The 24,896-nt window shown below is 70.2% G+C and carries 22 protein-coding genes; 4 read left to right on the top strand and 18 right to left on the bottom strand.

The genetic code is table 11. The annotated features are described in order from the left end of the window. Window positions 1-6 precede the first annotated feature (6 nt). The 6 genes from HUW46_RS44340 to HUW46_RS44315 form a co-directional block, all read right to left on the bottom strand. Complete coding sequence (locus tag HUW46_RS44340) at window positions 7-915, bottom strand: sulfotransferase (RefSeq protein WP_215544623.1); 909 nt, start codon at window positions 913-915, stop codon at window positions 7-9. A gap of 3 nt (window positions 916-918) precedes the next feature. Then, window positions 919-1,806 (bottom strand): family 3 encapsulin nanocompartment shell protein, encoded by an 888-nt coding sequence (locus tag HUW46_RS44335; protein ID WP_215544622.1) that lies wholly within the window; start codon window positions 1,804-1,806, stop codon window positions 919-921. Between the two features lie 28 nt (window positions 1,807-1,834). Continuing rightward, a complete protein-coding gene (locus HUW46_RS44330) occupies window positions 1,835-2,971 on the bottom strand; it encodes a hypothetical protein (protein ID WP_215544621.1) in 1,137 nt (378 codons plus the stop codon). A gap of 29 nt (window positions 2,972-3,000) precedes the next feature. Further along, complete coding sequence (locus HUW46_RS44325) at window positions 3,001-4,269, bottom strand: transaldolase family protein (RefSeq protein ID WP_215544620.1); 1,269 nt, start codon at window positions 4,267-4,269, stop codon at window positions 3,001-3,003. Beyond that, entirely contained in the window at window positions 4,269-4,997 is a 729-nt protein-coding gene (locus HUW46_RS44320) for an HAD family hydrolase (RefSeq protein WP_215544619.1), read from the bottom strand. Before HUW46_RS44320 ends, HUW46_RS44325 begins: the two co-directional genes overlap by 1 nt. A gap of 128 nt (window positions 4,998-5,125) precedes the next feature. Beyond that, window positions 5,126-6,112: a helix-turn-helix domain-containing protein gene (locus HUW46_RS44315; RefSeq protein ID WP_215544618.1), complete on the bottom strand. Its 987-nt coding sequence runs from the start codon at window positions 6,110-6,112 to the stop codon at window positions 5,126-5,128. Window positions 6,113-6,182: 70 nt separating this feature from the next. Here HUW46_RS44315 and HUW46_RS44310 point away from each other — a divergent pair, with 70 nt between their 5' ends. Continuing rightward, window positions 6,183-7,454 (top strand): MFS transporter, encoded by a 1,272-nt coding sequence (locus HUW46_RS44310; RefSeq protein ID WP_215544617.1) that lies wholly within the window; start codon window positions 6,183-6,185, stop codon window positions 7,452-7,454. A gap of 56 nt (window positions 7,455-7,510) precedes the next feature. Here HUW46_RS44310 and cysC read toward each other — a convergent pair whose 3' ends face one another. From cysC to HUW46_RS44265, 9 genes are all read right to left on the bottom strand, one after another. After that, window positions 7,511-9,352: an adenylyl-sulfate kinase gene (cysC, locus tag HUW46_RS44305; protein WP_215544616.1), complete on the bottom strand. Its 1,842-nt coding sequence runs from the start codon at window positions 9,350-9,352 to the stop codon at window positions 7,511-7,513. Next, window positions 9,352-10,281, bottom strand: coding sequence for a sulfate adenylyltransferase subunit CysD (gene cysD / locus HUW46_RS44300; protein WP_215544615.1), 930 nt, complete (start codon window positions 10,279-10,281; stop codon window positions 9,352-9,354). Before cysD ends, cysC begins: the two co-directional genes overlap by 1 nt. 126 nt (window positions 10,282-10,407) lie before the next feature. Further along, window positions 10,408-11,406 carry a ParB/RepB/Spo0J family partition protein gene (locus HUW46_RS44295; protein ID WP_254125565.1) on the bottom strand — a complete coding sequence of 333 codons (999 nt, stop codon included), beginning with the start codon at window positions 11,404-11,406 and terminating at the stop codon, window positions 10,408-10,410. A 477-nt stretch (window positions 11,407-11,883) separates the two neighbouring features. Continuing rightward, on the bottom strand, window positions 11,884-12,489 hold the full coding sequence (locus HUW46_RS44290; RefSeq protein WP_215544614.1) for a GTP-binding protein: 606 nt from the start codon (window positions 12,487-12,489) through the stop codon (window positions 11,884-11,886). Beyond that, window positions 12,470-12,829, bottom strand: a complete 360-nt coding sequence (locus HUW46_RS44285) for a DUF742 domain-containing protein (RefSeq protein WP_215544613.1) — start codon at window positions 12,827-12,829, stop codon at window positions 12,470-12,472. Before HUW46_RS44285 ends, HUW46_RS44290 begins: the two co-directional genes overlap by 20 nt. After that, window positions 12,826-13,257, bottom strand: coding sequence for a roadblock/LC7 domain-containing protein (locus HUW46_RS44280; protein ID WP_254125563.1), 432 nt, complete (start codon window positions 13,255-13,257; stop codon window positions 12,826-12,828). The genes HUW46_RS44285 and HUW46_RS44280 overlap by 4 nt, the downstream gene beginning before the upstream one ends. Window positions 13,258-13,290: 33 nt before the next feature. Further along, on the bottom strand, window positions 13,291-15,576 hold the full coding sequence (locus HUW46_RS44275) for a sensor histidine kinase (protein ID WP_215544612.1): 2,286 nt from the start codon (window positions 15,574-15,576) through the stop codon (window positions 13,291-13,293). A gap of 463 nt (window positions 15,577-16,039) precedes the next feature. Further along, entirely contained in the window at window positions 16,040-17,062 is a 1,023-nt protein-coding gene (locus HUW46_RS44270; RefSeq protein ID WP_254125561.1) for a S1 family peptidase, read from the bottom strand. Window positions 17,063-17,372: 310 nt separating this feature from the next. Then, on the bottom strand, window positions 17,373-18,116 hold the full coding sequence (locus HUW46_RS44265) for a LysR family substrate-binding domain-containing protein (protein ID WP_215544610.1): 744 nt from the start codon (window positions 18,114-18,116) through the stop codon (window positions 17,373-17,375). A 58-nt stretch (window positions 18,117-18,174) separates the two neighbouring features. On the opposite strand from HUW46_RS44265, the gene HUW46_RS44260 reads away from it, so the two are divergent. Beyond that, complete coding sequence (locus tag HUW46_RS44260; protein WP_215544609.1) at window positions 18,175-18,546, top strand: DUF5997 family protein; 372 nt, start codon at window positions 18,175-18,177, stop codon at window positions 18,544-18,546. On the opposite strand, the gene HUW46_RS44255 is transcribed toward HUW46_RS44260, so the two are convergent. Together HUW46_RS44255 and HUW46_RS44250 are read right to left on the bottom strand one after the other, a co-directional pair. Next, window positions 18,547-19,917, bottom strand: coding sequence for an amino acid permease (locus HUW46_RS44255; RefSeq protein ID WP_215550477.1), 1,371 nt, complete (start codon window positions 19,915-19,917; stop codon window positions 18,547-18,549). 230 nt (window positions 19,918-20,147) lie between these two features. Further along, entirely contained in the window at window positions 20,148-21,044 is an 897-nt protein-coding gene (locus HUW46_RS44250) for a LysR family transcriptional regulator (RefSeq protein ID WP_215544608.1), read from the bottom strand. 72 nt (window positions 21,045-21,116) lie between these two features. On the opposite strand from HUW46_RS44250, the gene HUW46_RS44245 reads away from it, so the two are divergent. Beyond that, on the top strand, window positions 21,117-22,112 hold the full coding sequence (locus HUW46_RS44245) for a YeiH family protein (protein WP_215544607.1): 996 nt from the start codon (window positions 21,117-21,119) through the stop codon (window positions 22,110-22,112). 62 nt (window positions 22,113-22,174) lie between these two features. On the opposite strand, the gene HUW46_RS44240 is transcribed toward HUW46_RS44245, so the two are convergent. Beyond that, complete coding sequence (locus tag HUW46_RS44240; protein WP_215544606.1) at window positions 22,175-23,539, bottom strand: aspartate aminotransferase family protein; 1,365 nt, start codon at window positions 23,537-23,539, stop codon at window positions 22,175-22,177. A 192-nt stretch (window positions 23,540-23,731) separates the two neighbouring features. On the opposite strand from HUW46_RS44240, the gene ald reads away from it, so the two are divergent. Continuing rightward, window positions 23,732-24,853, top strand: a complete 1,122-nt coding sequence (gene ald, locus HUW46_RS44235; protein WP_215544605.1) for an alanine dehydrogenase — start codon at window positions 23,732-23,734, stop codon at window positions 24,851-24,853. The last annotated feature ends 43 nt before the right edge of the window (window positions 24,854-24,896 follow it).

Here is a 24,896-nt window from a genome sequence, read left to right as displayed (position 1 = left end):
GCCGCGCTACCGGTAGCCGTACCGGAGCATCAACGGTGCGACACCGGCGAAGGCGGCCAGCTTCCCCGGCAGCGGCATGGTGTCGCGCCAGCGTTCGTGCCGCTGGATTTCGATCCGGCCGTGGCGGAGCCGATCGGGGTTGCCGGTGACCGTGTGGTTGCCCCCGAGCACGACCGACGCGGAATCGAAGGAGATGGCGTTCGCGTCGGAGTACCCGGCGAAGCGGGCGATCTCGTCGGTCACCTCGCGCGGCCGCCGGGTGAAGTCCTCGTACCGGATCCGGAGGTACTTCGCCGCGCCGACGGCGGCCCCGACCACTTCCGAGGCGACGTTGAACCCCGCCCAGTAGGCCAGCGTCCGCGGCGCGCTCATCCGCTCGAGGTAGTTCTTCGGCGCCAGGTACGAGGTCACGGTGGCCCTGGGATCGCGCACGATGTGCAGCACCCGTACGTCGAGATCGTCCCGCGCGGCCAGCACGGCGGCGTCCGCAGCGTACTTGGAGCTGTCCACGACGACGCCGGCCCCGCTCGCCTCGGCGACCGCGTGGTGGATCCCGGCGATCGCGTCGCCCAGTTCGTCTACTTCGGACGGACGTCGGCGGCGGCCGAGCGATTCCGCGAGCCGTGGCGCGGTGTGCCGCGTGCGAAGGAAGCGCTGTTGCAGGTCCCACAGCCGTTCCGCGCCCTTGCGGTCCGGGCCGCTCGCGCCGCCGAGGTGCTTCGCCCAGACCTCGCAGTCGAGCAGGTCGAGCCCGCAGCCGCAGAGGGTGTTCGTGCCGTCGCGGAGCACGGCGTTCTTCCACAGGAAGTACCGCTCGCCGATGTGCACCGCACCGGGCAGTTCGTTGAGGACGTTGCCGACGAACGTGCTGCCGCAGCGCATCATGCCGGTGATGTACAGGACGACGGGCCGCACGGCTCAGCCCTCGTCCTGCTCGAGGAGGACGAAGTGCTGCGGTACGTGCACCGCGAGCCCCAGCCGGGTCCGCGCGGTGATGACCCGGCGCGCGGCCGATCCGGGGTCCCTGCTCAGCGTGATCGAGGAGATGTTGGGGTTGAGCAATGTCGCCCCGGCGCGGAAGTCGCCGAGCAGCGCCTTGCCGCGCGGGACCATCCTCGTTCGCGACACGGTGACCCCGGCTTCCTTGAACCTGTTCAGGAACCCGTTTTCCGCGGCGAGCCAGTACAACTCGGGGTGCATCACCGCGCCGTCGCACGAGCCACCGGTTTCCTCCACTTCGGACGCGGCGAGCGCGAGTTCCCGGAACACGTCCCGCCGCCCCGTCTGGTGGCGCAGGCCCTTCATGTTGAGCAGGCCCTCGATCTTGCCGTCCTTGCTGCCGTACAACAGGATCTCGTTCTCCTGGGTCCACATGCGAACGAACATGCGGTAGTCGATGAAACTGGCCAGCAGACCCGGTTGCCGGACGAATTCGACCGGCACGTTCAGCGCCATCTCGACATCGGTGAAACCGGCTTCCTTGAGCCCGGAGCCGAACGTGGACTCCGGGGTCGCCTGGTACGCGGTCCCGCTGGGCCCGCGGTCGACGCCGGTGAACTCCTCCAGGTATTCGCCGTGCCCTTCGCGGACCCTGCCCACCTTGAGCAGGTGCCGGACCATGTACCGCGGCCGCGTCTTCAGCAGCGGGAAGGACGCGGGCAGGTAGGCGTGGAACGGGACGACGATCTCGTCCTCGTCCGTCCTCGCGGCGACGGCGCGCGCGAAGTCCTCACCGGGGGTGAGGTTTTCGTTGTACGAGTCCTCGTACGGGACTTCGATCTCGCAGCCGAGTGTCTGGGTGTGCATCGCGAAACTCCCTGTGGTCGGTGTGCGGTCAGGCGGCGGCCTGCTCGGCGAACTTCCGGTACCGTCCGGCGAGTTCGTCGGCCCAGACGCCGGTGTCCACGAGCCGCATGGTCCGGCACTCGTAGCCGAGGAGCCGGTGCATCACGGCCATTTCGCGGTCGGTGAAGGTCACCGTGCCGTCCTGGTCGATGTGCTCGATGCCGTCCGCGCGCTGGCAGTCCTCGTTGATCGCGATCGCGTCGTCGAGCGGCAGGTCACCGGGCAGGTCCGGGGTCGCGCCGTCGCGGCCGATCCGCGCCGGGTAACCACCGGGAAGCCCGTCCGGTGCCGGCACGTGCGCCAGCACGCCGCTGTCGGTCGCCATCGCGTGCAGCACGCGCATCGCCGACGAAGCGGTGAGGAGCTGCCCGGCGTCGCCGCCGAGACGGCGGAGCCGCCCGCTCAGGTGCGCGAACACCGCGCGGTGCGAGACGCCTTCCAGCGGCTCGCCGTGCACGGTCGCCGCCAGGTGGTACGCGCCGTTCCCCTCGTCGCCGAACCGGGGGACGTAGTGGCTGAAGTAGTGCTGTGCCACCAGTTTCACCTCGACCGCGGCCGGGTCGGCGCCCGCCTCGATGGCGTGGCCGTAGGTCAGCGCCGGGATGATGTTGCCGACGTTGCCGATCCCGGTCGTCGGCGCCATCCCTGCCTTGGCCAGTACCGGGCCGACCGCGTCGGGGTAGGCGGCGTTGACCACCTTCGGTGCCGTGCCGGATTCGCGGATCGCTTGTGCCAGCAGGTAGTTCGGCGTCAGGTGCATGGGCAGCCACGGGCCGAGCTGGGCTTCGTCGAGTTCCTCGAAAACGGGCTTCGGCAGCTTGGTGATGATCCGCCACGACTGCAGGGAGGCCGCCATGAAGACGATGTCCGGCCGCACGGCCGCGATCGTCTCCGCGGTCGCGGCTACGTCGTCGAGATCGACGCGCTCGACCCGCACGTCGCCGAGCACCCCGAGGTTCGCCGCGGTGAGCATGGCCAGGTTGGCCGTCCTGGTGGTCTTTTCGAGATCTCGCCCGGCGAGCACCACCCGGTTCGTGTCGGGGGTGTTCAGCAGCAGCGTGAGCACGCGCGCCGCGAGATCACCGCACCCCACCACCATGATCAGCGGCTTTTCGTTCTCGGTCACGTCCTTCTCCTTTCGAGTGTCGCGTGTGGTCAGTGCCGGGCCGGCAGCAGGCTCCCGGCGCGGCGGGCGCTCGCGGGCAGTCCGTCGATGTGCCGCTCGATGAAGTCGAGCAGGCGGCGCGTGTTCCGGTTGACCTCGGCGTGCGTGCTGACGAACGCGCCGTGCCCGGCGAACTGGTCCGGCCGCATGCCGTCGGGTTCGACCGCGTTGCGGAAGTAGGGCAGCCGTTCGAGCTTGCCGAGCACCGCCGGGGGCACCGGGCGCTCGATGGCGTCGCGGTCGAACTCGGTCAGTTCGCCGTCCCTGCGCATGGTCGCTTCGATGAAATCCGGTTTGCAGGTGTAGGCGAGCTCCGCGCCCGCGGTCTGTTCGAGGTGCATGCTGAGCAGGCCGGCGTCCACCGACGGATGCTCGACCTCAAGGCTGGACAACAGCATCTTCACCGGATGGCGCCGCGCGCGCAGGATCCGGTCGATCCGCTTGAGCACGGCGACCTCCGCCCAGCGGACGTCGAGCGGGGTCAGGTCGACGCCGTGCTCCTCGGCCTCGGCGAGCAGATCCCCGTTGGCGCCGTACCGCCCGATCATGTGGGTGATCACGGCGCGCCAGCGCTCGGTGTCGACACCGGCGGCCTTCGCGGCGGCGAGTCCCGTTTCGACGGCGCGCACGCATTCCATGAACTGCGGCACGGTGTAGGTGAGCGTGTTGTTGATCGAGATGCCGCGGGACACGAGTTCCGTGATCACCTCGTACCCCGCGGGGGTACCCGGCACCTTCACCATCACGTTCGGGTCCAGCCCGGCCAGTTCGACCGCCTGCGCCAGCATCGCCTGCGCGTCGAACATGCTCCTCGGGTCGAGCTGGGCGGAAACCCAGCCGTACCGGCCGCCGGAGTGCTGCCACATCGGCATCATGGCGTTCGCGGACCGGGCCACCACCTCGCGGTAGACCAGGCCGAACACCGGCTCGGGGTCGAACTCCTGCTGCTGGGTCGCCTGCCTGCGCACTTCGCGCGACCAGGTTTCCGGCGAGTTCAGCACGCTCTTCGCGATGAGCGACGGGTTCGTCGTCACACCGCGGACCAGCGAGTTGGCCGGATCGTCGAGCACCATGAACCGGTCGAACTGCGCCGTCCAGCGCCTGCGCGTGGTGGGATCGGGCGCGCGGTCGAGTACGCCGTCGCGCCAGGCGGGGAAGTCCGCGGGCGGCGAGTCCCACCAGATTTCGGCGGCGTCGGTGACCCGCTGGAGCTTTTCCAGCACAGTGAGATCGGTGGTGTTCTTCCGCAGCAAGGACATCAGGGCGTTCCTCCGTTCCGGATGGAGACCGCCGCCGCGGGCGAGGGCAGGTCCGCCGCCCACCGCCGCAGCAGCTCGGGTAGTTCCCGCATGGCGCCGAACCAGGTGACCCGGTCACCGGCGTCGGCCGCGGGCGTGCCGTCCGGGGCGTAGCCGAAGACGGTCATGCCCGCGCGCAGCCCCGCCAGCACGCCTGGCGCGCTGTCTTCGACCACCGCGCACCGTTCGGGTGGCACACCGTGTGTTTCGGCGGCGTGCAGGAACAGGCCGGGATCGGGTTTCCAGATCCCCACCTGGTAGGCGCTGTGCACGCGGTCGGCGGGGAAGAAGCGCAGGAGCCCGGTGCGCCCGAGGGTGTGCCGGATCTTGTCCGGCGGCGCGCTCGACGCGCAGCAGTAGTGCTCGTCGAGCCCCGCGAGCACGGCTTCGACGCCTTCGATCCCGGTCAGGTCGCGATCGAAGGCGGCCGCGCACCGGGCGCGGAACTCGGGGACGAAGTCGTCCGGGATCTCCCGCCCCGCCGTCGTGCCGAGTTCGGCGACCCAGTCGGCGACCTTGCGACCCTGGATGAAGGCGAGCGCGGCGGAGGCGTCGAAGGACACTCCCAGCCGCTCCGCCATTTCCACCACGACCCGCGCCGAAAGCGTCTCGCTGTCCACCAGCACGCCGTCGCAGTCGAAGATCACCATTCGGTCCGCGGCACGCGTTTCGTTGTTCTCGGAAACCATTTCGGCCATTCCATCTTTCGATCCACTATGGACTGAACTGTGGTGCGTCGTCCGGCCGGATTCCCATCATCGCGACGGAAAGGCTTGAGTGGCAACAGGAAAGATGAACAGTGCAGGGGAGTGGGGATTCAGGCTTCCGCGCGCGCTGGGTGTGCGCGGTCCTCGGTGAACGCGCGACGGTAGGCAGTCGGCGAAATCCCGACCATCCGGTTGAAATGGCGACGAAGCGTGGTGGCGGTGCCCATTCCGACCTGCACGGCGATCTGCTCCACGCTGTCGTCGCCGGTTTCGAGCAGCTCTTGGGCGCGCCTGATGCGCTGGGTCAGTAGCCAGCGCAGCGGGCTCGTGCCGGTGACCGCGGTGAACCGCCGACCGAAGTTGCGCAGGCTCATGTTCGCCTCACGGGCCAGGTCCGCGACGGTCAGCGGTTCACCGAGCCGCGTCAGGGTGGCGTCGAGCAGGCCGCTCAGATCGTGCCGGTCGTCGGCCCCGCGCTCCTCGGCCTCGGCCAGCGGCGCGGCGATGAACTGGGCTTGGCCGCCGGACCGGTGCGGGGACACCACGAGGCGCCTCGCCAGCCCGTTCGCCACCGCGGCGCCGTGGTCGGCGCGGACCATGTGCAGGCACAGATCGATCCCGGCCGCCTGGCCCGCCGCGGTGAGGACGTCGCCGTCGTCGATGTAGAGCACGCCGGGATCCACGTCGACGCGGGGATAGTGGCGGGCGAGCCGGTCCGCGTACATCCAGTGCGTGGTCGCGCGGCGCCCGTCGAGCAGCCCCGCGGCGGCGAGCACGAAGGCGCCGGTGCAGATGGACGCCACCCGCGCGCCCCGGTCGTGTGCCGCGCGCACCGCGTCCACCAGGTCGGCGGGCGGGGCGTCCATCGCTGCGTCGCAGGCGGGGACGACGACCGTGTCGGCGTCCACCAGCGCGTCGAGGCCGTGCGACGCTTCCGCGCGCAGCCAGCCGCCGACGCGCGCCCCTTCGGACGCGCAGATCGTCAGCTCGTAACCCGCGTTCACCGCGTGCGGGTTCCCCTGGCCGAAGATCGTGCATGGGATGCCCAGCTCGAACAGGGGCATCCCGTCGGTCACGGCGAGCGCGACGGTAGCCATGGCCTGAATTGTACGCATGGTGGCGTTCACGCCGCTTGTTACGGCCGATGGCTACGGTCAGTATCGAGACATGACCGATCAGACAGTGAAAACCGAGGACAGGAAGACGGAGGAAAGGCCCACCACCACCGGCGAACGCACGCCCGTCCACATCGGCAGCCGTGCCTGGCTGGCGATCGCGCTCGGCGTCGCGGCCGTCGGCTGGGGTGCGAACCAGTTCGCCCCGCTGCTGCTGATGTACCGCACCGAGCTGGGCGTCTCGAACGCGACCGTGGAAGCCACCTACGGCCTCTACGCCGCGGGCCTGATCCCCGGCCTGCTGCTCGGCGGCCCGGTTTCCGACCGCTACGGCCGACGGCGGGTGCTGGTGCCCGCGCTGGTCATCTCGGCGATCGCCAGCGTGGTGCTGATCTTCGGCGGTTCGGTGCTGGCGCTGCTGTTCGTCGGGCGGCTGGTCGCCGGGGTGGCCAGCGGCGCCGCCTTCAGCTCGGGCACCGCGTGGATCAAGGAGCTCACGGCCGCGGGGTCCGGGCACGACCAGCACACCGGCGCCCGGCGCGCGACGATCGCGATGACCGCGGGGTTCGCCGCGGGACCGCTGGCGGCGGGCCTGCTCGCCCAGTGGGCACCGGCCCCGACCTTCAGCTCGTACGTGCCGCACGTGGCGCTGACCCTGCTGGCGGTGCCGTTCGTGCTGCGCACCCCGGAGATCCACCAGGGGAACCGGTCGGCCGCGCTGTGGTCGCCGCTGCGCCTGCCCGAGGCGAGCCGCCGTCGCTTTTGGACGGTCGTCGCGCCGCTGGCGCCGTGGGTGTTCGGCGCGTCCTCGATCGCGCTCGCCTACCTGCCCGGTCTGGTGAAGGACCAGCTCGGTGACACCGCGCTGGTGTTCAGCGCGGTGATCACCACGCTGACCATGGTCGCCGGAATCCTGGTCCAGCCGCTGGCGAGGCGCGTCAGCCACCCGGACAAGCCGTACCTGATCGCGACCGCGCTCGGCATCGTGATGGGCGGCCTCGTGCTCGGGGCGATCGCCGCAGGGATCGGGCAGTGGTGGCTCATCGCCGTTTCCGCGGTGGTGCTGGGCGCTGGGTACGGCTGCTGCCTGGTGTGCGGCCTGATGGAGGTCCAGCAGATGGCGAGCACGGAGAACCTGGGCAGGCTGACCGCGATCTTCCAGGCGATCGCCTACCTCGGCTTCGGCGTGCCGTACCTGCTCGCGATCGTCGAGCACGTGCTGCCGGTCCCGGTGCTGCTGCTGGTGGCCGCCGCGCTCGCGATCCTGACGCTGGCCTGGACCGCCTTCCGCGCGATGCGCGGGCCTGGGCGTGTCACCGGCTGACCGCCGACCGGAAGAGGGCCTCCTTCCCGTGGGAAGGAGGCCCTCTTCGCGGGTTTTCACCCGTGCAGCAAGGAAATGAGCCGGGCGGCCTGATCGGCGGAGCCGAGGGTGTGGTCGAGCCGGAGATCGGGGTCGTCCGGCGCCTCGTACGGACTGCCGATCCCGGTGAAGTCGGAGATCTCGCCCGCGCGCGCCTTCGCGTACAGGCCCTTCGGATCCCGCCGTTCGCAGATCTCCAGCGGCGTGTCCACGTGCACCTCGAAGAAGGCGACCCCGGCGTCGAAGTGGACCTGGCGCGCCAGCTCGCGGTGTTCGGCCAGCGGGCTGATCGCGGGCACCAGCACGATCTGGCCGGACGCGGCGATCAGCGCGGCGACGTGCGCCAGCCTGCGCAGGTTCTCCGCGCGGTCGCGGAGGCTGAACCCGAGGTCGGCGTTGAGCCCGTGCCGCAGGTTGTCGCCGTCGAGCACGAAGGCGGGCCGCCCGTGCGCGAGCAGGTCGCGTTCGGCGGCCATCGCGATGCTGGACTTGCCGGAGCCGGACAGGCCGGTGAACCACATCGTCGCCCCCAGCGCCTGGCGGTCCTCGGGGCCGACCAGCGAGGCGTGCCGCACGACGTTCGGGCTCGCGGTGGGCGCCCGCTCGTCGTCGCGCGCCGAATCGGGCAGCACCATGCCCGCGCCAACGGTGCCGTTCGTCGCCGGGTCGATCAGGATGAACGAGCCCGTGGTCGCGTTGCGGCGGTAGTCGTCCACGGCGAGGGGTTTGTGCAGGCGCAGCTTCAGCCTGCCGATGTCGTTCAACGCCAGCGAAGTCGCCGAACGGTCGCTGTGCAGCGTGTTGACGTCGAGCCGGTACTCCAGCGAGGAGACCCTGGCGCGCGTCGTGCTGGTGGTGTGCTTGACCACCAGCTCCGCGCCGTCGGCGAGCTCGGTCCGCTCGCTCATCCAGCACACCATCGCGTCGACGTCCTGGGTCAGCCGCGGCTGGTTCCCCTTGCGGGCGAGCACATCGCCGCGCGAGACGTCGATGTCGTCGTCGAGGGTCAGCGACACCGCCATGGGCGGGAACGCCTCGTCGAGCGGGCCGGTGGGACCTTCGATCGCGCCGATCCTGGTCGCCGTGCCGGCGGGCAGCGTGATCACCTCCTCGCCGGGGCGCAGCACGCCACCGGCGACGGTGCCCGCGTACCGGCGTTCCGAACCGGGGTCCCTGATCACGTACTGGACGGGGAACCGCACGTCGACGAGGTTTTCGTCGCTGCCGACGTAGACCTCCTCCAGGTGGTCGAGCAGCGTCGGGCCGCGGTACCAGTCCGATGTGGACGATCGGGTGACCACGTTGCCGCCGTGCAGCGCGGAAACCGGGATCGCGGTGACGTCGGAGATGTCGAGCCGCCCGGCGAAGGCGTGGAACTCGTCGCGGATCTCTTCGAACCGGCGCCGGTCCCAGCCGACGAGGTCCATCTTGTTGACCGCGAGCACGACGTGCCGGATGCCCAGCAGCGACGAGAGGAACGCGTGCCGCCGCGACTGCTCCTGCAGGCCCTTGCGCGCGTCGACGAGCACGATGGCGAGTTTCGCGGTGGAGGCGCCGGTGACCATGTTCCTGGTGTACTGGGTGTGGCCGGGGGTGTCGGCGATGATGAACTTCCGCTTGGCGGTGGCGAAGTAGCGGTAGGCGACGTCGATGGTGATGCCCTGCTCGCGTTCCGAGCGCAGGCCGTCGGTGAGCAGGGCCAGGTCGGCGTGGTCGTGCCCGCGTTCGCGGGAGGTCTGTTCCACCGAGGCCCACTGGTCTTCCAGCACGCCCTTCGAGTCGTGGAGCAGGCGGCCGATCAGCGTCGACTTCCCGTCGTCGACCGAGCCCGCGGTGGCGATCCGGAGCAACGTGCTCATCAGAAGTATCCTTCCCGCTTGCGATCTTCCATTCCGGCCGAAGAGATCCGGTCGTCCGCTCTGGTCGCGCCGCGCTCGCTGAGGCGCGAGAGCGCGGTCTCGGCGATGACCTCCTCGACGGTCGCCGCGGTCGATTCGACGCACCCGGTGCACGTGACATCCCCGACGGTGCGGAAGCGGACCGTGGCCTCGAACGTCCTTTCGGCGGCCGACGGCCGCAGGTGCCGGTGGGCGGAGAGCAGCATGCCGTCGCGGCGGAACACCGTCCGTTCGTGCGCGTAGTACAGGGACGGCAGGGGAATCGCCTCCTCGCCGATGTAGGACCAGACGTCGAACTCGGTCCAGTTGGACAGCGGGAACACCCGGATGTGCTCGCCCCTGCGGTGGCGGCCGTTGTACAGCGACCACAGTTCGGGGCGCTGGGCGCGCGGGTCCCACTGGCCGAACTCGTCGCGGAAGCTGTACATCCGCTCCTTCGCTCGCGCCTTCTCCTCGTCGCGCCTTGCCCCGCCGAACGCGGCGTCGAACCCGTTCTCCTCGATGGTGCGCAGGAGCGTCGTGGTCTGCAGCGGGTTCCGCGACGGCCCGTTCTCGGTGACCCTGCCCGCGTCGATGTCGTCCTGCACCGACCCCACCACGACCTTCGCGCCCAGCCGTGCCGCGCAGTCGTCGCGGAACGCCAGCACCTCCTCGAAGTTGTGCCCGGTGTCCACGTGTACCAAGGGGAACGGCAGCTTCGCAGGCCGGAAGGCCTTCGCGGCGAGATGGGCGAGCACGGCCGAGTCCTTGCCACCGGAGAAGAGCAGTGCTGGGCGTTCGAATTCGGCGGCGACCTCCCTGAGGACGTGGATCGCTTCGGCCTCCAGCACCCGCAGATGGCTCAGTTCGTAGTTCGTGTCCACCGTCGAGCCGGACTCGGCTGTGCGCACGCTGACCTCCCTGTTTTCGTTCGTACGAAGGAAAAGTGCCGGTGAGGATTTCAGGAGAACAAGGCGGCCGCGAGTGCGTCAACCGGGCAGGTGCACGCGTCTGTCCGAAAAGGACAGTCCGGTCGGTCAGCTCGGCTGTTCGCGCAGTATCGCGGCGAATTCGCGCCAGACCGCCTCGCAACGCTGGGCGGCGGCGGTCACGGTCTCCCGGTGGTGCCACGGGACGCCCGCGGCCAGTCTCGTCCAGCGCCCGGCGTCGAGCGAGAGCACGCCGAGCAGCCGCAGGAGCAGGCGCCCGTCTTCGGATTGCCGCAGCGACGGGTCGCGGACGAGCTCGCGCAGCCGTACGCCGTCGTGTTCCTCGCGGTCGTCGGCGGCGCGCGGAACCGGGGCGGGTGGCCGCCGGACCGGCTCCTGCCCGCGGGCCAGCCGTTGCTTCACCTTCCGCACGGTTCCCGGCGACACGCCCGCCTCGCGCGCGATCGTGCGCAACGAGGCGTGCGGACTGCGTTCGAGCAGTTCACCGACCGCGCGCCTGCCTTCCTCGGGGTGCACCGGCCGGACCCGGCCGTCGCGGCCGAGCCTGCTGTGCAACCGTTCGCCTTCTTCGGTTGCACGGCCCCGGATCGCGGCCACGGTCTGGGGCGAAACCCCGGCCACCGAACCGATGGCGCGGTCCGAGTAGTGCGGGTGCGAGGCGACGATCCGCTCGGCGGCGGCCTTGCGGTCCTCGACGGAGAGCGGGAGTCCGTTGGTCACATTGGATTCCACCGCGAGCACGAACGCGTCGTGCTCGCTGCCGTCGAAGAAGCACACCTCGATGGTGTCCCTGCCCCGCAAGCGGCACGCCCGCAGGCGGTGCATCCCGTCGATCACGCGCATGGTCCCGCGGTGCACGACGATCGGCGGCAAGGTGTCGCCCGCCTTGACGAGCGTTCTCGCGTGCTCGTCGTCCTCGCCGCCGAGGCGGGGCGAGTCGGACGGTTCGAGGCTGTCGATCGGGACCTCGACCACGTCGTCCCGGTTCAGCAGGCGTCGCTGGCTGATCCGGTGCCCCCGCACCGGGTGACCGGGTTCGTCTCGATTCCTTTCCGTTCGGGGATCGCTGTTCGGTTCAGTGTCCATCAGGAAACATCCTGGCAGTTTTTGTCGACGGAGAAGAGAGGCCTTCTCGGCGGCCTCCCGGAAACCGATTACCGTTCTTCGAGAATGCTGCTCTTTTGTCGCGAACGGCCCGCCCAGTTCCCCCGGCGATATCGTTCGTGTCCGTTCACCGTTGCATCTCGTTCAACGCTGCCGTTCGAGTACACCACCATTGGCCGGGAGGCTGCAATTTGATCACGAAGTGGTCACGGCGACGGGGGACCGGGGGTCACGGGCGGTGTGCTCCGGCTGGGTGACACTGTTACAGCTAAACCCGAGTTCTCACCCGATTGTGCGGAGAATGGTGAACCTGGGGTGATCGTCGCCGCGATCCGGTGGCCCGGTCGTTCCCGTGATTGGTCCATCCGGGGGTGATCCGGCTCGGAGTTGCTGCGGCAAGTAGCGTGCCGCCGAAGACGATCACGGCCCGTCCGCCCGGCACGGATGGACCAACGGGGTTCACGCGTGCGGCGCGCGGCGGGTGTTCGCTTCGAGTTTCAAGAGGTGTTCCAGCAGGGTCACCAGAACTTCCTTGCTCGGCTCGCGTTCGCGCGCGTCGCACAGCGCGATGGGCATTTCGTCGGCGAGGTCGAGCGCGTCCCGGACTTCGTCGACGCGGTAGACCGGAGCGTTTTCAAAGCAGTTCACCCCCACCACGAACGGAAGGTTCCTGCGCTCGAAGAAGTCCACCGCCGCGAAACAGGTTTCGAGCCTGCGGGTATCGGCGAGCACGACCGCGCCGAGCGCGCCGCGGGCGAGTTCGTCCCACATGAACCAGAACCGCTGCTGACCCGGTGTGCCGAACAGGTACAGGACCAGTTGGGGGTTGATGGTGATCCGGCCGAAGTCGATGGCCACCGTGGTGGTGGTCTTCCCCTCCACACCGGCGAGATCGTCGACCCCGGTGCCCAGACCGCTGAGCACCTCCTCGGTCCGCAGCGGCCGGATTTCGCTGACCGAACCGACCATGGTGGTCTTGCCGACGCCGAACCCGCCCGCGATCAGGATCTTCACCGCGGACGCCAGTGCCGGCGCGGGTGCGTGGTCAGAGCCGTCGAATGCCATCAAGGACCGCCTGGAGTAGTTCTGGGCTCGGGATTTCCGAGGACGTCGGTGGGGATCGGTGCACGAGGTGGCCCCGTTCGATCAGATCGCTCAGCAGCACCTTCACCACCATGAGCGGCAGCCCGGTCAGCGCGGAGACCTCCGCGACCGAGCACGATCGGGCGCACAGCCGCAGGATCTCGGCGTGCTCGGGGCTCATGATCTCGCTCGCGCGGCCTGGCACGGCCACCACCAGCGTGATCAGCTGCAGATCGGCGCGGGCGGGCCTGCTCCGGCCTCCCGCGAGGAAGTACGGCCGGACCAGGGGGCCCGCGTCGTCGGCCCCGGGTGCTTCGGTCATCGTGGCGACGGGCGCGGCCCGTCGTCGGCCGCGACCGGCCGTGCCGGTGCGGCCAGGCTGACGCCGACCTTCTTGACCAGCCTGGTCATCTCGTAGGCGACCATGCCGAGATCGGCTTCCCGCCCGGCGAGCGCGGCGAGGCAGGCGCCCTGTCCCGCCGCCATCACGAGCAGGAACGAGTTGTCCATCTCGACCAGGGTCTGCCGGACGGCGCCCCCGTCGAAATGGCGCGCGGTGCCACGGGAAAGGCTCTGAAATGCCGACGCCATCGCGGAAAGGTGCTCACCGTCCTCTTCGGACAGATTGCGGGAGCGGCCCATGAGCAGGCCGTCCGCGGACAGCAGCACCGTCCGGTCGATCGCGGCGACCTTGGCCACCAGATCGTCGAGCAGCCAGTCCAGGTCCGCGGTCAGTCTTGTCTGTTCCACAGTTCGGTCCTCGTTTCGGGTTCGCACCGGCGCTCAGCCGTCCCAGGGTTCGGTGTCGTCGGCGCGGCCACGCCGGGTGCCGCGCTGGAAGGCCGCCATCAGGTCCCGCGCCTCGACCGCGCTGGCCCCGCCGTCCCCGGGATCGCGGCCCTGCTCGGGAACTTCGGCCAGTTGCGGGGAAAGGTTGGCCTGCCGCCGTCGCCTCGGCAGGGGAGGCCGGTGATCGTCGGTGGGCTCCGGCCACCGCGACGCAGGGTGAGCGGTGTCGGCCCGGTGGCGGGTGGGTCGTGTCGGCTCGGGCGCGGTCGCGACCGGGGTGGCGGTCTCGGTCGCGGCGACGCCGTTACCCGCCGCGGCTTTGTCGTCCTCGGCCGTGCCGAACCAGTCCGTGTGCCGCTCGTCGTCCGGCTCCGGTTCGGGGGCGGGGACGACGATCAGGCTGTTCGGGATGAGCACGACCGCGCGCACCCCGCCGTAGGACGAGTCCATCAGCGTCACCCTGATGTCGTGCTGGCGTGCCAGCCGTGCCACGACGAAGAACCCGATCCGGGAATCCTGGGTGAGCGCCATGACCCCGTAGTCGGGTGGCGCGCCGAGCATCGCGTTGACGCGCTCGCGGTCCTCGGCGAGCATGCCGAGCCCCTGGTCGTCGATCTCGATGACCGCGCCCTTGCCGACCGGGTTGCCGCGCATCTCGATCCGGGACTCCGGCGGCGAGAACTCGATGGCGTTGTCCACCAGTTCGGCCAGCAGGTGCACGAGGTCGGCCACCGCCCGGCCCGCGACCGGCAGCTCGGGGAGCCTGCCGAAGGTGACCCGTTGGTACTGCTCGGTTTCCGCGACCGCGCTGCGGACGACGTCGATGAGCGGCACGGCGTCGTGCCACTGGCGGGTCAGCTTCCCGCCGCCGAGGATGATGAGGTTTTCGGCGTTGCGCCGCTCGCGAGTGCTCAGGTGGTCGAGCTGGTACAGCAGGTCCACCTGGTCGGGGTCGTCGGCGTTGCGCTCGGCCTTGTCGAGCACGCCGAGCTGGCGGTGCACGACGACCTGGCTGCGGCGGGCGATGTTGAGGAACACCGCGTTGGCGCCTTCCCGGAGCTGAGCTTCCTGCACGGCGGCGGCGACAGCGGCGCGCTGCGCCTTGGTGAACGCGGCGGCGACCTCGCCGAGCTCGTCGGCGCCGTAGTCGAGGCCCGGCACCTCGGCGGCCACGTCGACCCGTTCGCCGTGGCGGATCCGCGCGACCACCTCCGGCAGCCGTTCGTCGGCCTCGACGGTTTCCGCGCGGAGCAGGCGGAGGCGGCGGACCAGGTCGTTGCCCATGCGTACGGCGAACAGCAGGACAAGGAGGGCGAGCAGGATGCTGCCCGCGGCGATGAGCACTGAGCGGGTGACGGCGTCGTCGGCCGTCCGCCTCTCGTCCGCCGCGGCGGCGGTGCCGATCTTGCCGAGCCCCATCCCGCTGACTGCGCTCGCGGTGCGGCGCACCGCGTCCTGCCACTGCTCGGTCGTCGCGGGGAGAGTCACCTCCGCCGCGCGCGGCGAGCGGGCGCCGAAGCCCTGCCGGATGAGCGCGTTCTCGACCGAAGCCAGCAGTGCCCAGTCCGCGGATGCCGTGATCCCGTCCAGCTCGCGTTGCTGCTGGCTTGGCAGGCGCGGGCCGATCGCGCCGAGGTCGGCGCGGTAGGCGCGGGTGAGCGAGGTGAACCGGTCGAGCTCGTCGGGGGACAGGCCGCCGTTTTCGACCGCGGCCGCGGCGAGCGCGTTGCTCCGGTCCAGCCAGTCCGACGCCCGCATCAGATCGGAGGCCACCGACCGCCGTTGGGCGATGTCCTTGTCCGCGGAATCGCGCCCGATCGCGTCGGCCGCCACGATCATCGCGTCCGCGACCTGGCTGAAGCCGTCGTAGACCTCGAGCCTCGTCGCCTGCCCGGAGTCGATCCGTTGGCGCAGCGCGGGAATCCTCGGCATCGTCGCCACGAACCGCTGGATCGACGCCTTCGCCCCGGCCGGCATCGCGTCGGCCACCTGCGTCGAGATCGCCCCGAACCGCGTCATCAGCTCGGTGAACCCGCGCCTCGCCTGCTCCAGCGCCGCCTTGTGCGCGGGGGAGGGGTCGGCCGCCATCGCGATGCTCGCCCGCCGTTCCTCGCTCATCGCGGGCATGAACGGCACCGCCATCGCGTAACCGTCGGACAGCAGGGCGGCGGTGTCGCGCCGCTCGACCGCGCCGGTCAGCAGGTAGGTGTTGATGCCGACCCCGGCCGCGAGCAGCACCACGCTCGGGGTCAGCGCGATCGTCAGAACCCTGGTGCGCAAGGAGAACCGGGACTTTCTCCGTGCTCGCCGGACGAATCCTGGTTCCGATCTGGTCCGGTCTTTTTCTGATTGCTTGGGCACTTGGTGGCCTTTCGACAAGCCGTTCGGTGAGCCCGGCCGTCGGATCGGAGTAGTGAGCAACGAGCGTTCGGGCTCCATGATTAGCCGAAAGGCATCCCGAGGTCCAGACGATGAGCGTGATTAGGCCATCCACATTCCGTGACCGCCGCTCAGTCTTCTGGCGCATTGTCCCGCGAGGTGGTGCAGCCTACTGTCGTCCGGTATCGACGCGGCCGCCGCGACAAAGTCCACAATGGATTTTCCGGAAAAGATCGCCAGGAGGTGCCCGTACGATCTTTCTCGCGTCGTGAGAAACGGAAATGCGTCCACGTCGTTTTAACGCGGTGAAGGCCACTATGACGGCATTGAGTGCCGTCATAGTGGCCTTCAGGGACCAGTCGAACTAGGGAAGGGTGAGGCCGTAGGCGGAAAGTGCCGCGGGAACGGGCTGGAAGAAGGTTTCGCCGCCGGACGAGCAGTCGCCGCTGCCGCCGGAGGTCAGGCCGAGCGCGGTTTCGCCGTCGTAGAGCGAACCGCCGCTGTCACCCGGTTCCGCGCAGACGTTGGTGTCGATGAGACCGTAGACGGACCCCTCTTCGTAGTTCACCGTCGCGTTGAGACCGGTGACGGTGCCTTCGTGCACGTTGGTGGTGGAACCGCTGCGGGTGACCTGTTCCCCGACGGTGGCTTCACCGGCGCGGGTGATCTGCTGGCCGGTGTTGATCGCGCTCGGGCTGTCCACACCGGGGTCGTACGATGCCCACGAGTAGTCGTGGCCGGGGAATTCGGCGCCCTGCGTGGTCGCGATGTGCTGGGAGTTCGAGGAATCCTCCCACCAGTCGTTCGTGGCGACGCCGCAGTGCCCCGCGGTGAGCAGTGCCGGGCTGCCGTTCGAATCGTGCACGTTGAACCCGAGCGAGCACCGGAGCCCCTGGCCCCAGATCGCGTCGCCACCGCTGATCAGGGGCCGCAACCGCCCGCTGGTGCGGGCGAGTCTCGCCTTGCCGCCCGCGTCGCCGACGGCCTTGGTGAGCGTGGCCAGCTTCCCGCCGGTGACGGTCGAATCCGCGGTGACGAGCACCTGGCCGGAGCGGGGGTCGACGCGCCACGCGCTGCCGGGAATCCGTGCCGTGCGGTCGAGTTGGGCGGTGACCGCGGCGAGTTCGGACGCGCGATAGGGCACGTGCTTCGCGATCGCGCCCGCGGCGCGGACCTGATCGGCCCCTGCCGCGTCGGTGACCGTGACGACGAGCCGGGAGGTGGCGCGGTCGTAGTACGACCCGGCGGTCCGATCGCCGAGCGAGGACGCCAGGGTGGCCGAGAGCGCGGTCGCCTGCCTGGCGGGCAGTGCCGTGCCGGCGGAGGCCGTGCCGGGGGCGACGGCGAGCGCGGCGACGGCCACGGTCGCCGCGGCGACCGGGACCATTCGAGAACGACGGGAATTTCCGTGGCGAGCGGGAGACATGGGCTACTCCATGCTAGGTGAGCCAACGGGGAAACACCGGTGCTGGGAGTGAACGCGCGTGTACCCAGAATAGGGAGCGCGCGATAGTGGTCAACCTGCATTAGTCGTGAACCGGACAGCGCCGGGGGTGGACATCGGTTCCGGGCTAACTCGCCAGAATGCGCGCGGTCGTCGATTATGGGGTGTGACCTGGCCGGAGAAAGATCAGCCGGGGAACGAATTGGACGGAGTCCGCATGATCGCCCAGTCGGAATTCTCAGCTGGCAAAAAGCTAGGAACGGCGCCGGGGTTTGCCCCGCTTGCCGCCCCGGGGCGTACCGGAACCCCGGTGGGTACCCTTGCCGCCCGGCTTGCCTGTCTTGCGTTCACGCGCGTCGGGGCGTTTTTCCTTCGGCGGTGACGGCGGGCGCCCCCGGGTGCTGTTGACGGTCCGCCCGCGGACGATCCCGATGAACTGCTCCATCAGGTCGGTGGTCTCGTCCTCCAGCCAGGACAGCGCGACACGCGACTCCGGGGCGTCTCGCAGCGGGCGGTAGGTCAGGTCCCTGCGGTGGTGCAGCCTGGCCAGCGACTGCGGGACGACGAGGAGACCGACACCCGCGGCAACCAGTTCGATGGCGTCCGCGGTCGTGGCGGGGCGTTCGAGCGCGGGCCGTCTCGGCGGCCGCTCCCAGTCGAGGGCGTCGTCGAGCGGGTGCAGCACGACGTCGTCCGCGAGATCCTCCGGGGTCACTTCGTCCGCCGCGGCCACGAGATGGTCCTTCGGCACCACGACCACCGTGGTCTCGGTGTAGAGCGGGATCGCGTGCAGCCCTTCCCGGTCGGTCGGCAGCCGTAGCAGGACGGCGTCGGCGCCGCGCTCGCGGACCAGTCCGGCCGCCTCGGCCGCGGACACTTCGACGAGCGCGAGCGGGACGTCCGGGTAGCGCTCCCGCCAGATCCGCACCCACTTGGCCGGTGTCGCGCCGGGGACGTACGCGAGCCGGAACGATGGGGGGACGTCCGAGCCGGTCACGCGGCCAGGTTACCGGGCGTGATCGGCGGCCCCGCAGACGCCCGATACCCTCGTCGCCATGAAGTCGCACAAGACGCCCCAGACGATGAAGCCCGCGACTGCGGCGAAGAAGCTGGGTGTGTACCTCGAAGCCACTCCCGCGTCGTTCCAGGCGGGCGTCGTTTCGCGCGACGACCTGAACGCGCTGCAGGCCGATCCGCCCGAATGGCTGCGCGAGCTTCGCCGCGACGGCCCGCACCCGAGGCAGGTCGTCGCGGCGAAGCTGGGCGTTTCGATCGGTGGTCTCGCGCGCGGCGGGATCACCGATCCGCTCACCACCGAGGAGATCGACGCGGTCAAGGCCGACGGCCCCGAATGGCTGCGCCGGGAGCGCGCGATCTTCGCCGAGGCACGGCAGGAAGCCTTGCGCGCCAAGGAGAAGGACGCCTGATCAGGGATGCTCCGCGGCGCGGGTCTCGGTGGGTTCGGGGACGGTCTCGGTGGGTTCGGCAGGCACCTCGGCGCCGCGGCGCTTACGGAACTGGTAGGCGATCAGGATCAGCGCGAGCGTCACCGCGCTGAGCCAGAACTGCGAACGGCTGCCGGGCAGGAACGCCATCGCGAGGATCACCGCGACCATGAGCGCGATCGTGGCGTAGCTGAGCCAGGGGAACAGCCACATCTTCAGGCCGAGCGCCGCCGGGTCCTCGCGTTCGAGGCGTTTGCGGAGCCGGACCTGGGCCAGCGCGATGCTGAGGTAGACGAACAGCGCGACGGCGCCGTAGGAGTTCACCAGGAACTGGAAGATCACGTCCGGTGAGGTGTACGCGGCGATGACCGAGGCGTACCCGACCAGCGTGCCCGCGAGGATCGCGCGGCGCGGCACCCCGCTGCGGGACAGGCGGGTGAACGCCCGCGGCGCGTCGCCGTGCCGCGTCAGCGCGAAGAGCATGCGCGACGAGGTGTAGAGCGCCGAGTTCAGGCACGACAGCACGGCGGTCAGCACGATGCCGTTCATGATCGTGGCCACCGCGGGGATACCGAGGACGTCCAGCACCGCGGCGTACGGGCTGACCCCGGTTTCGGGGGAGTTCCACGCCTTCACCGAGACCACGACGAAGACCGAGCCGACGTAGAAGAACACCACGCGCAGGATGATCGACCGCATCGCCTTCGCGATCGCCTTCTTCGGTTCCTCGGACTCGGCGGCCGCGATCGTGACGATCTCGGCGCCGGTGTAGAAGCCGACGCACGGCACCACCGCGGCGAGCACGGCGCCGATGCCGAGCGGCGCGAAACCGCCGTGCGACACCAGGTTCCCGACTCCGCCGTGCGCGCCGGGCCAGAACCCGAACAGGTACAGGCCGCCGAGCACGAGGAAGACCACGATGGCGACGACCTTGATCGAGGAGAACCAGTACTCGAACTCGCCGTAGGAGCGGGCGGAGACCATGTTCGTCCCGGTGAGCAGGACCAGCAGGCCGAGGCTGAGTATCCACAGTGGAACGCCGGGCAGCCACAACTGCAGGATTCGGCCACCGGCGACCGCCTCGACGGCCACCACGATGACGAAGAAGTACCAGTACATCCAGCCGACCGCGAATCCGGCGCGGTTGCCGAGCGCCTCCCTCGCGTAGACGTAGAACGATCCCAGCGCGGGCTTGGCGACGGTCATTTCGGCCAGCATGCGCATGATCAGCACGGTGATCAGCCCGGCGATCAGGAACGAGATTACGGCGGCGGGCCCTGCCGACTGGATGACGACGCCGCTGCCGACGAACAGCCCGGCGCCGATCACCCCGCCGAGGGCGATCAGGTTCATGTGGCGTTGCTTGAGGCCGGGTTTCAACCCGGTGGGCGCGCTTTCTTCGGACGCAGAACCCACGTCTCCTCCTTCTTGCGGCCGCTCGGCGCACGGTGTGACCGGCCCGGCCGCGCTCGGTTTCTCCTGCGAGCCGCGGTGTGGTTCCGGTCACCGTAGAAATATCCTGGGCCGGGCGCGAGTGCCAGTTCCGCCGGTATAGGAGGGTCCAGTTCCCAGTCGGTGGGCGTTCAGTGGCGGCCGATGGCCAGTGCGAGTAGCGCGGCGGGCGCGCCGACCAGCTTCCGGCCCGCGGGCCACACCGCGCGAAGCGTCCGGCGCAGGTCGATGCCCTCCACGGGCACCGTGACCAGCCGATGGTCGGTCAGGTTGCGCGCCACGTCGAGCGCGCTGATCGCGGCGGGCCCGGCGCCCGCGGCGACCGCGTTGCGGACCGCGGAGGCCGAGCCCAGCTCCAGCAGTGGGCTCGCCGCGGTCATCCCGGCGGCCCGGAGCGCGGCCTCCAAGGTCTCCCTGGTGCCGGAGCCGCGCTCGCGCACCACGAGCGGCGTCGTCGCGAGATCGGCGGCGGTCAGCGGGCGGCGCCGCCTCGCCCAGCGGTGGGTGGTGGACACGACGACCACGAGGTGGTCGGTGGCGACCTTCCTGGTGGACAGCCCGGTCGGCGGGTAGGGGTATTCGACGAAACCGAGGTCCACCTTGCCCTCCCTGGTGAGCTCGCCGACCTCGTCGGAGTTGCGCACCTGGAGCCCGAGGTAGAGATCGGGCCTGCCGCGCTTGAGCTCGCCGACCCAGCCGGGCACCAGGTGCTCGGCCAGCGTCATGCTCGCCGCGATCCGCAGTTCCGCCCGGTGCTGCGTGCGCAGCGCCTCGGCGCCGGTGAGCAGCGCGTCGACTTCGTCGAGCACGCGGTGCGCCCAGCCGGCGACCGCGCGGCCGTCCGGGGTCAGCGCGGAGCCGCGGCGGGTGCGGTCGACGAGCACCAGCCCGAGCCGTCGTTCCACCGTGGACAGGCGCTTGCTCGCCGACGGCTGCGCGATGCCGAGCGCGGCCGCGGCCTGGCCGATGCTGCCGAGTTCGTCGACGAGCACGAGCAGGCGGAGTGACTCCAAATCGGGCATGGTCATAGCCTTAGGGTATGAGCTGGCAGCGGGTTGCCGGCTACCGAGGGCGGGGTGTCGGCCGCAGAGTCTTGGATCATGACCACTCTCACCGCGCGGCGCGTCCGATCGCTGCTTCCTTGTCTCGCTGTCACCGTTTCCGGCGTGGTGGTCGCCTACCTGACGAGCATGGCGATCCCGATCTTCAGCGCGTTGACCGCCGCCGTGATCCTCGGCGTCATCGCGGGGTCCCTGCCGGTGCTGTCCGAGCCGACGCGGCAGGCCATCGCCAAGCTGACGAAGCGCCTGCTGCGCGCGGGCGTGGTGCTGCTCGGGCTGCAGCTCGCGCTGCCCGCCGTGCTCGGCCTCGGCGCGGGAACCCTGCTGGCGGTCGTGCTCACCGTCGCGATCACCTTCCTCGGCACGATCGGGATCGGGCGGCTGATCGGTGTCCCACGTGGACTCGCGATGCTCGTCGCGACCGGGTTCTCCATCTGCGGTGCTTCGGCGATCGCGGCGATGGAGGGCGTGGTCGAGCGCGAGGATTCCGATGTGGCCACCGCCGTCGCGCTGGTGACCTTCTACGGCGGCCTCGCGATCGCGGTGGTCCCGCTCGCCGGGGAATGGCTGGGGCTGAACGGTCTCCGGCTCGGCAGCTGGGCCGGGATGAGCGTGCACGAAGTCGCGCAGGTCGTCGCGGCGGCCACTCCCGCCGGTGCGGCCGCGGTCGCGGTGGCGGTCGTGGTCAAGCTCAGCAGGGTCGTGCTGCTGGCACCGATGGTCGCGCTGGTGAGCATCAACGAGCGCCGTCGCCGCCCGGTCACCGAGGGCAAGCGCGCCCCGCTGGTGCCGCTGTTCGTGCTGGGCTTCCTCGCCATGGTCGTGCTGCGCAGCACCGGCATCCTGCCCGGCGCCGTGCTCGACGTCGCCAAGACCGTGTGCACGCTGCTGCTCGCCGGCGCGCTGTTCGGGCTCGGCTGCGCGGTCCGGATCGGCAAGCTCGTGCGCACCGGCGGGCGCGCGCTCCTGCTGGGGCTGCTGTCCACGCTCCTGGTCGGGACCACCGCGTTCGGCCTGCTGGCGCTGCTCGCCTGAGCCAGGACGCGCGCGAAGGCCGCGATGCCCGTGGGCATCGCGGCCTTTCCCGTTGCGGGGGATCAGGGCTGGATCGCCTTTTCGACGTCGGTGAGCATCGCGTCGACTCCGTGCAGCAGTTCGGAAAGGACGTCGGAGTCGGCGACGAGCGGCGGCGAGATCATCAGCATGGTGGCGCCGCGGTCGTCCCCGCGCAGGATCACCTTGGTGCGCCGGAACGCCTCCGGCAGCACCTCGCGCAGGACGCGCACCGACTCGGCGTCGGTGAGCTCGCGGCCGGAGTTCCGGTCGGCCATCAGCTCGATCGCGTAGAAGAACCCGGTGCCCCGCACGTCCTTGACGCACCGGTGCGCGTCCTTGAGGGATTCGAGCGCGGAGAACAGCTTCGGGCCCTCGGACAGCACGTGCTCGGGGACCTTCTCGTCCCGCATGGCGGTGAGGTTCGCGACCGCGACCGCGGTGGCCACCGGGTGTCCGCCCCACGTCGCGCCGTGGGTGAACGTGCCGCCGTTGGGGGAGTCGAACAGCTCGGTCACCAGTTTCTCTCGCGCGATCATCCCGCCGAGCGGGGCGTACCCGGAGGTCGAGCCCTTGGCGAAGGTGATCAGGTCCGGGACGACGCCGGTGAGCCCGTGGCCGAACCAGTGGCCGAGCCGCCCGAACGAGCAGATGACCTCGTCGGACACGAGCAGGATCCCGTACTTGTCGCACAGGGCGCGCAGCGCGGGCCAGTAGCCGTCCGGCGGGACGAGCGCGCCGCGCCCGTTCTGCACCGGTTCCGCGAAGAGCGCGGCGATGGTTTCCGGTCCCTCTTCGAGGATCACCGCTTCGATCGCCTTGACGCAGTCCAATTCGGACGCGGGACCGCAGTCGCCGATGAGGCCGAGTGTGTTCGGGACGTGCCGGACACCGGGCAGCAGCGGGCCGAACGGGTCCTTGATCTTCGGCAGCGCGGTGACCGAAAGCGCGCCGAGCGTCGTTCCGTGGTAGGCCATGTGGCGGCTGATGATCTTCGTGCGCTCCGGCGCGCCCTGGCTGCGGTGGTACTGGCGCGCGAACTTCACCGCGGTTTCCACGGCCTCCGAACCGGAGTTGACGAAGAACGTGGTGCCGAGGTCGCCCGGCGCCAGTTCCGCGATGAGGGACGCGGCCTCGATCGCGGGCAGGTGGCCCGACCCCCAGTTGGTCGCGTAGGCGAGGGTGCCGACCTGCTCGCTCGCCGCCTTGGCGATGTCCGCGCGGCCGTGGCCCATGTTCACGCAGAACAACCCGGCGAGGCCGTCGAGGTGGCGTTGGCCTTCGGTGTCGTACAGGTAGCTCCCCTCGCCGCGGACGAAGACCGGGAACGGGCTCGCCCAGGCTTCTTTGCGGGTGAAGTGGGGACCAAGGTGCCTGCGCGCCTTCGCGCGCAATTCCTCGATTTCCACGGGGCGACCTCCTTCGTGAGCGGGTAAGGGTGAGTCGACCATCGCAACATCACTGGCACTGGCCCAGAGCCAGAAAGGCGCCGTTCGACGGGACCAGGCTGGACCCGGTGACGCGCGCGTTTCTGGACCTTCTGGCGGGCCAGTGCGCTGGGTGACCCTTCGGTGTCGACCGCACGAAAACGGAGGTGCCACATGAGGATCGGTGTACCGAAGGAAGTGAAGAACCACGAATACCGCGTGGCGGCCACGCCAGCGGGTGTCCACGAACTGGTGGCCGCCGGCCACGAGGTGTTCGTGGAGCGCGCCGCAGGCGAGGGTTCGTCGATCACCGACGACGACTACCTGAGCGCCGGGGCCAAGGTGCTCGACGGCGCCGACGCGGTGTGGGAGGCCGCCGAGATGGTGCTGAAGGTGAAGGAGCCGATCGCCGAGGAGTACCACCGGCTCCGCCGCGATCTCGTGCTGTTCACCTACCTGCACCTCGCCGCGAGCGAGCAGTGCACGAAGGCGTTGGTGGACGCGGGAACGACGGCCGTCGCCTACGAAACCGTGCAGCTGCCCGACGGGTCGCTGCCGCTGCTGTTCCCGATGAGCGAGGTTGCCGGGCGGTTGGCCCCGCAGGTCGGCGCGCAGTGCCTGACCAGGATGGCGGGCGGCAGGGGCGTGCTGCTCGGCGGCGTCTCCGGGGTCGCGCCCGCGCGCGTGGTGGTGATCGGCGCCGGGGTGTCCGGGATGAACGCGGTCGCCGTCGCGGCCGGGACCTGGGGCGACATCGTGCTGTTCGACAAGAACGTGGACAAGCTGCGCGCCGCGGACCGGATGTACCAGGGCCGGATCAGGACGATGGCGGCCAACGCCTACTCGATCGAACGCGAAGTGCGGCAAGCGGATCTCGTGATCGGCGCGGTGCTCGTGCCGGGCGCGAAGGCGCCGAAGATCGTCTCCAACGAGTTGGTGTCGCGGATGAAGCCGGGCAGCGTGCTCGTCGACATCGCCGTGGACCAGGGCGGCTGCTTCGAAGACACGCGCGCGACCACGCACGCGGACCCGACCTACCGCGTGCACGGCTCGGTCTTCTACTGCGTGGCCAACATGCCCGGCTCGGTGCCCAACACCTCGACCCACGCGCTGACCAACGTGACGCTGCCGTACGCGCTGGAAATCGCGGACAAGGGCGTCGCGAAGGCGGCCGCGGACAATGCGGCGCTGCGGCTCGGCGTGAATACCGTCGGTGGCGCGGTGACCTACGCGCCCGTCGGTGCGGCGCACGGGATCGACACGGTGTCCGTGGAGGACGCGCTCGGGATCGGTTAGGCGGACGCACGAAGGAGCCCGGCCCTCGCGGGCCGGGCTCCTT

The organism is Amycolatopsis sp. CA-230715 (assembly GCF_018736145.1).
Lineage (GTDB): Bacteria > Actinomycetota > Actinomycetes > Mycobacteriales > Pseudonocardiaceae > Amycolatopsis.
This window is presented reverse-complemented; position numbering and strand designations above follow the sequence as displayed.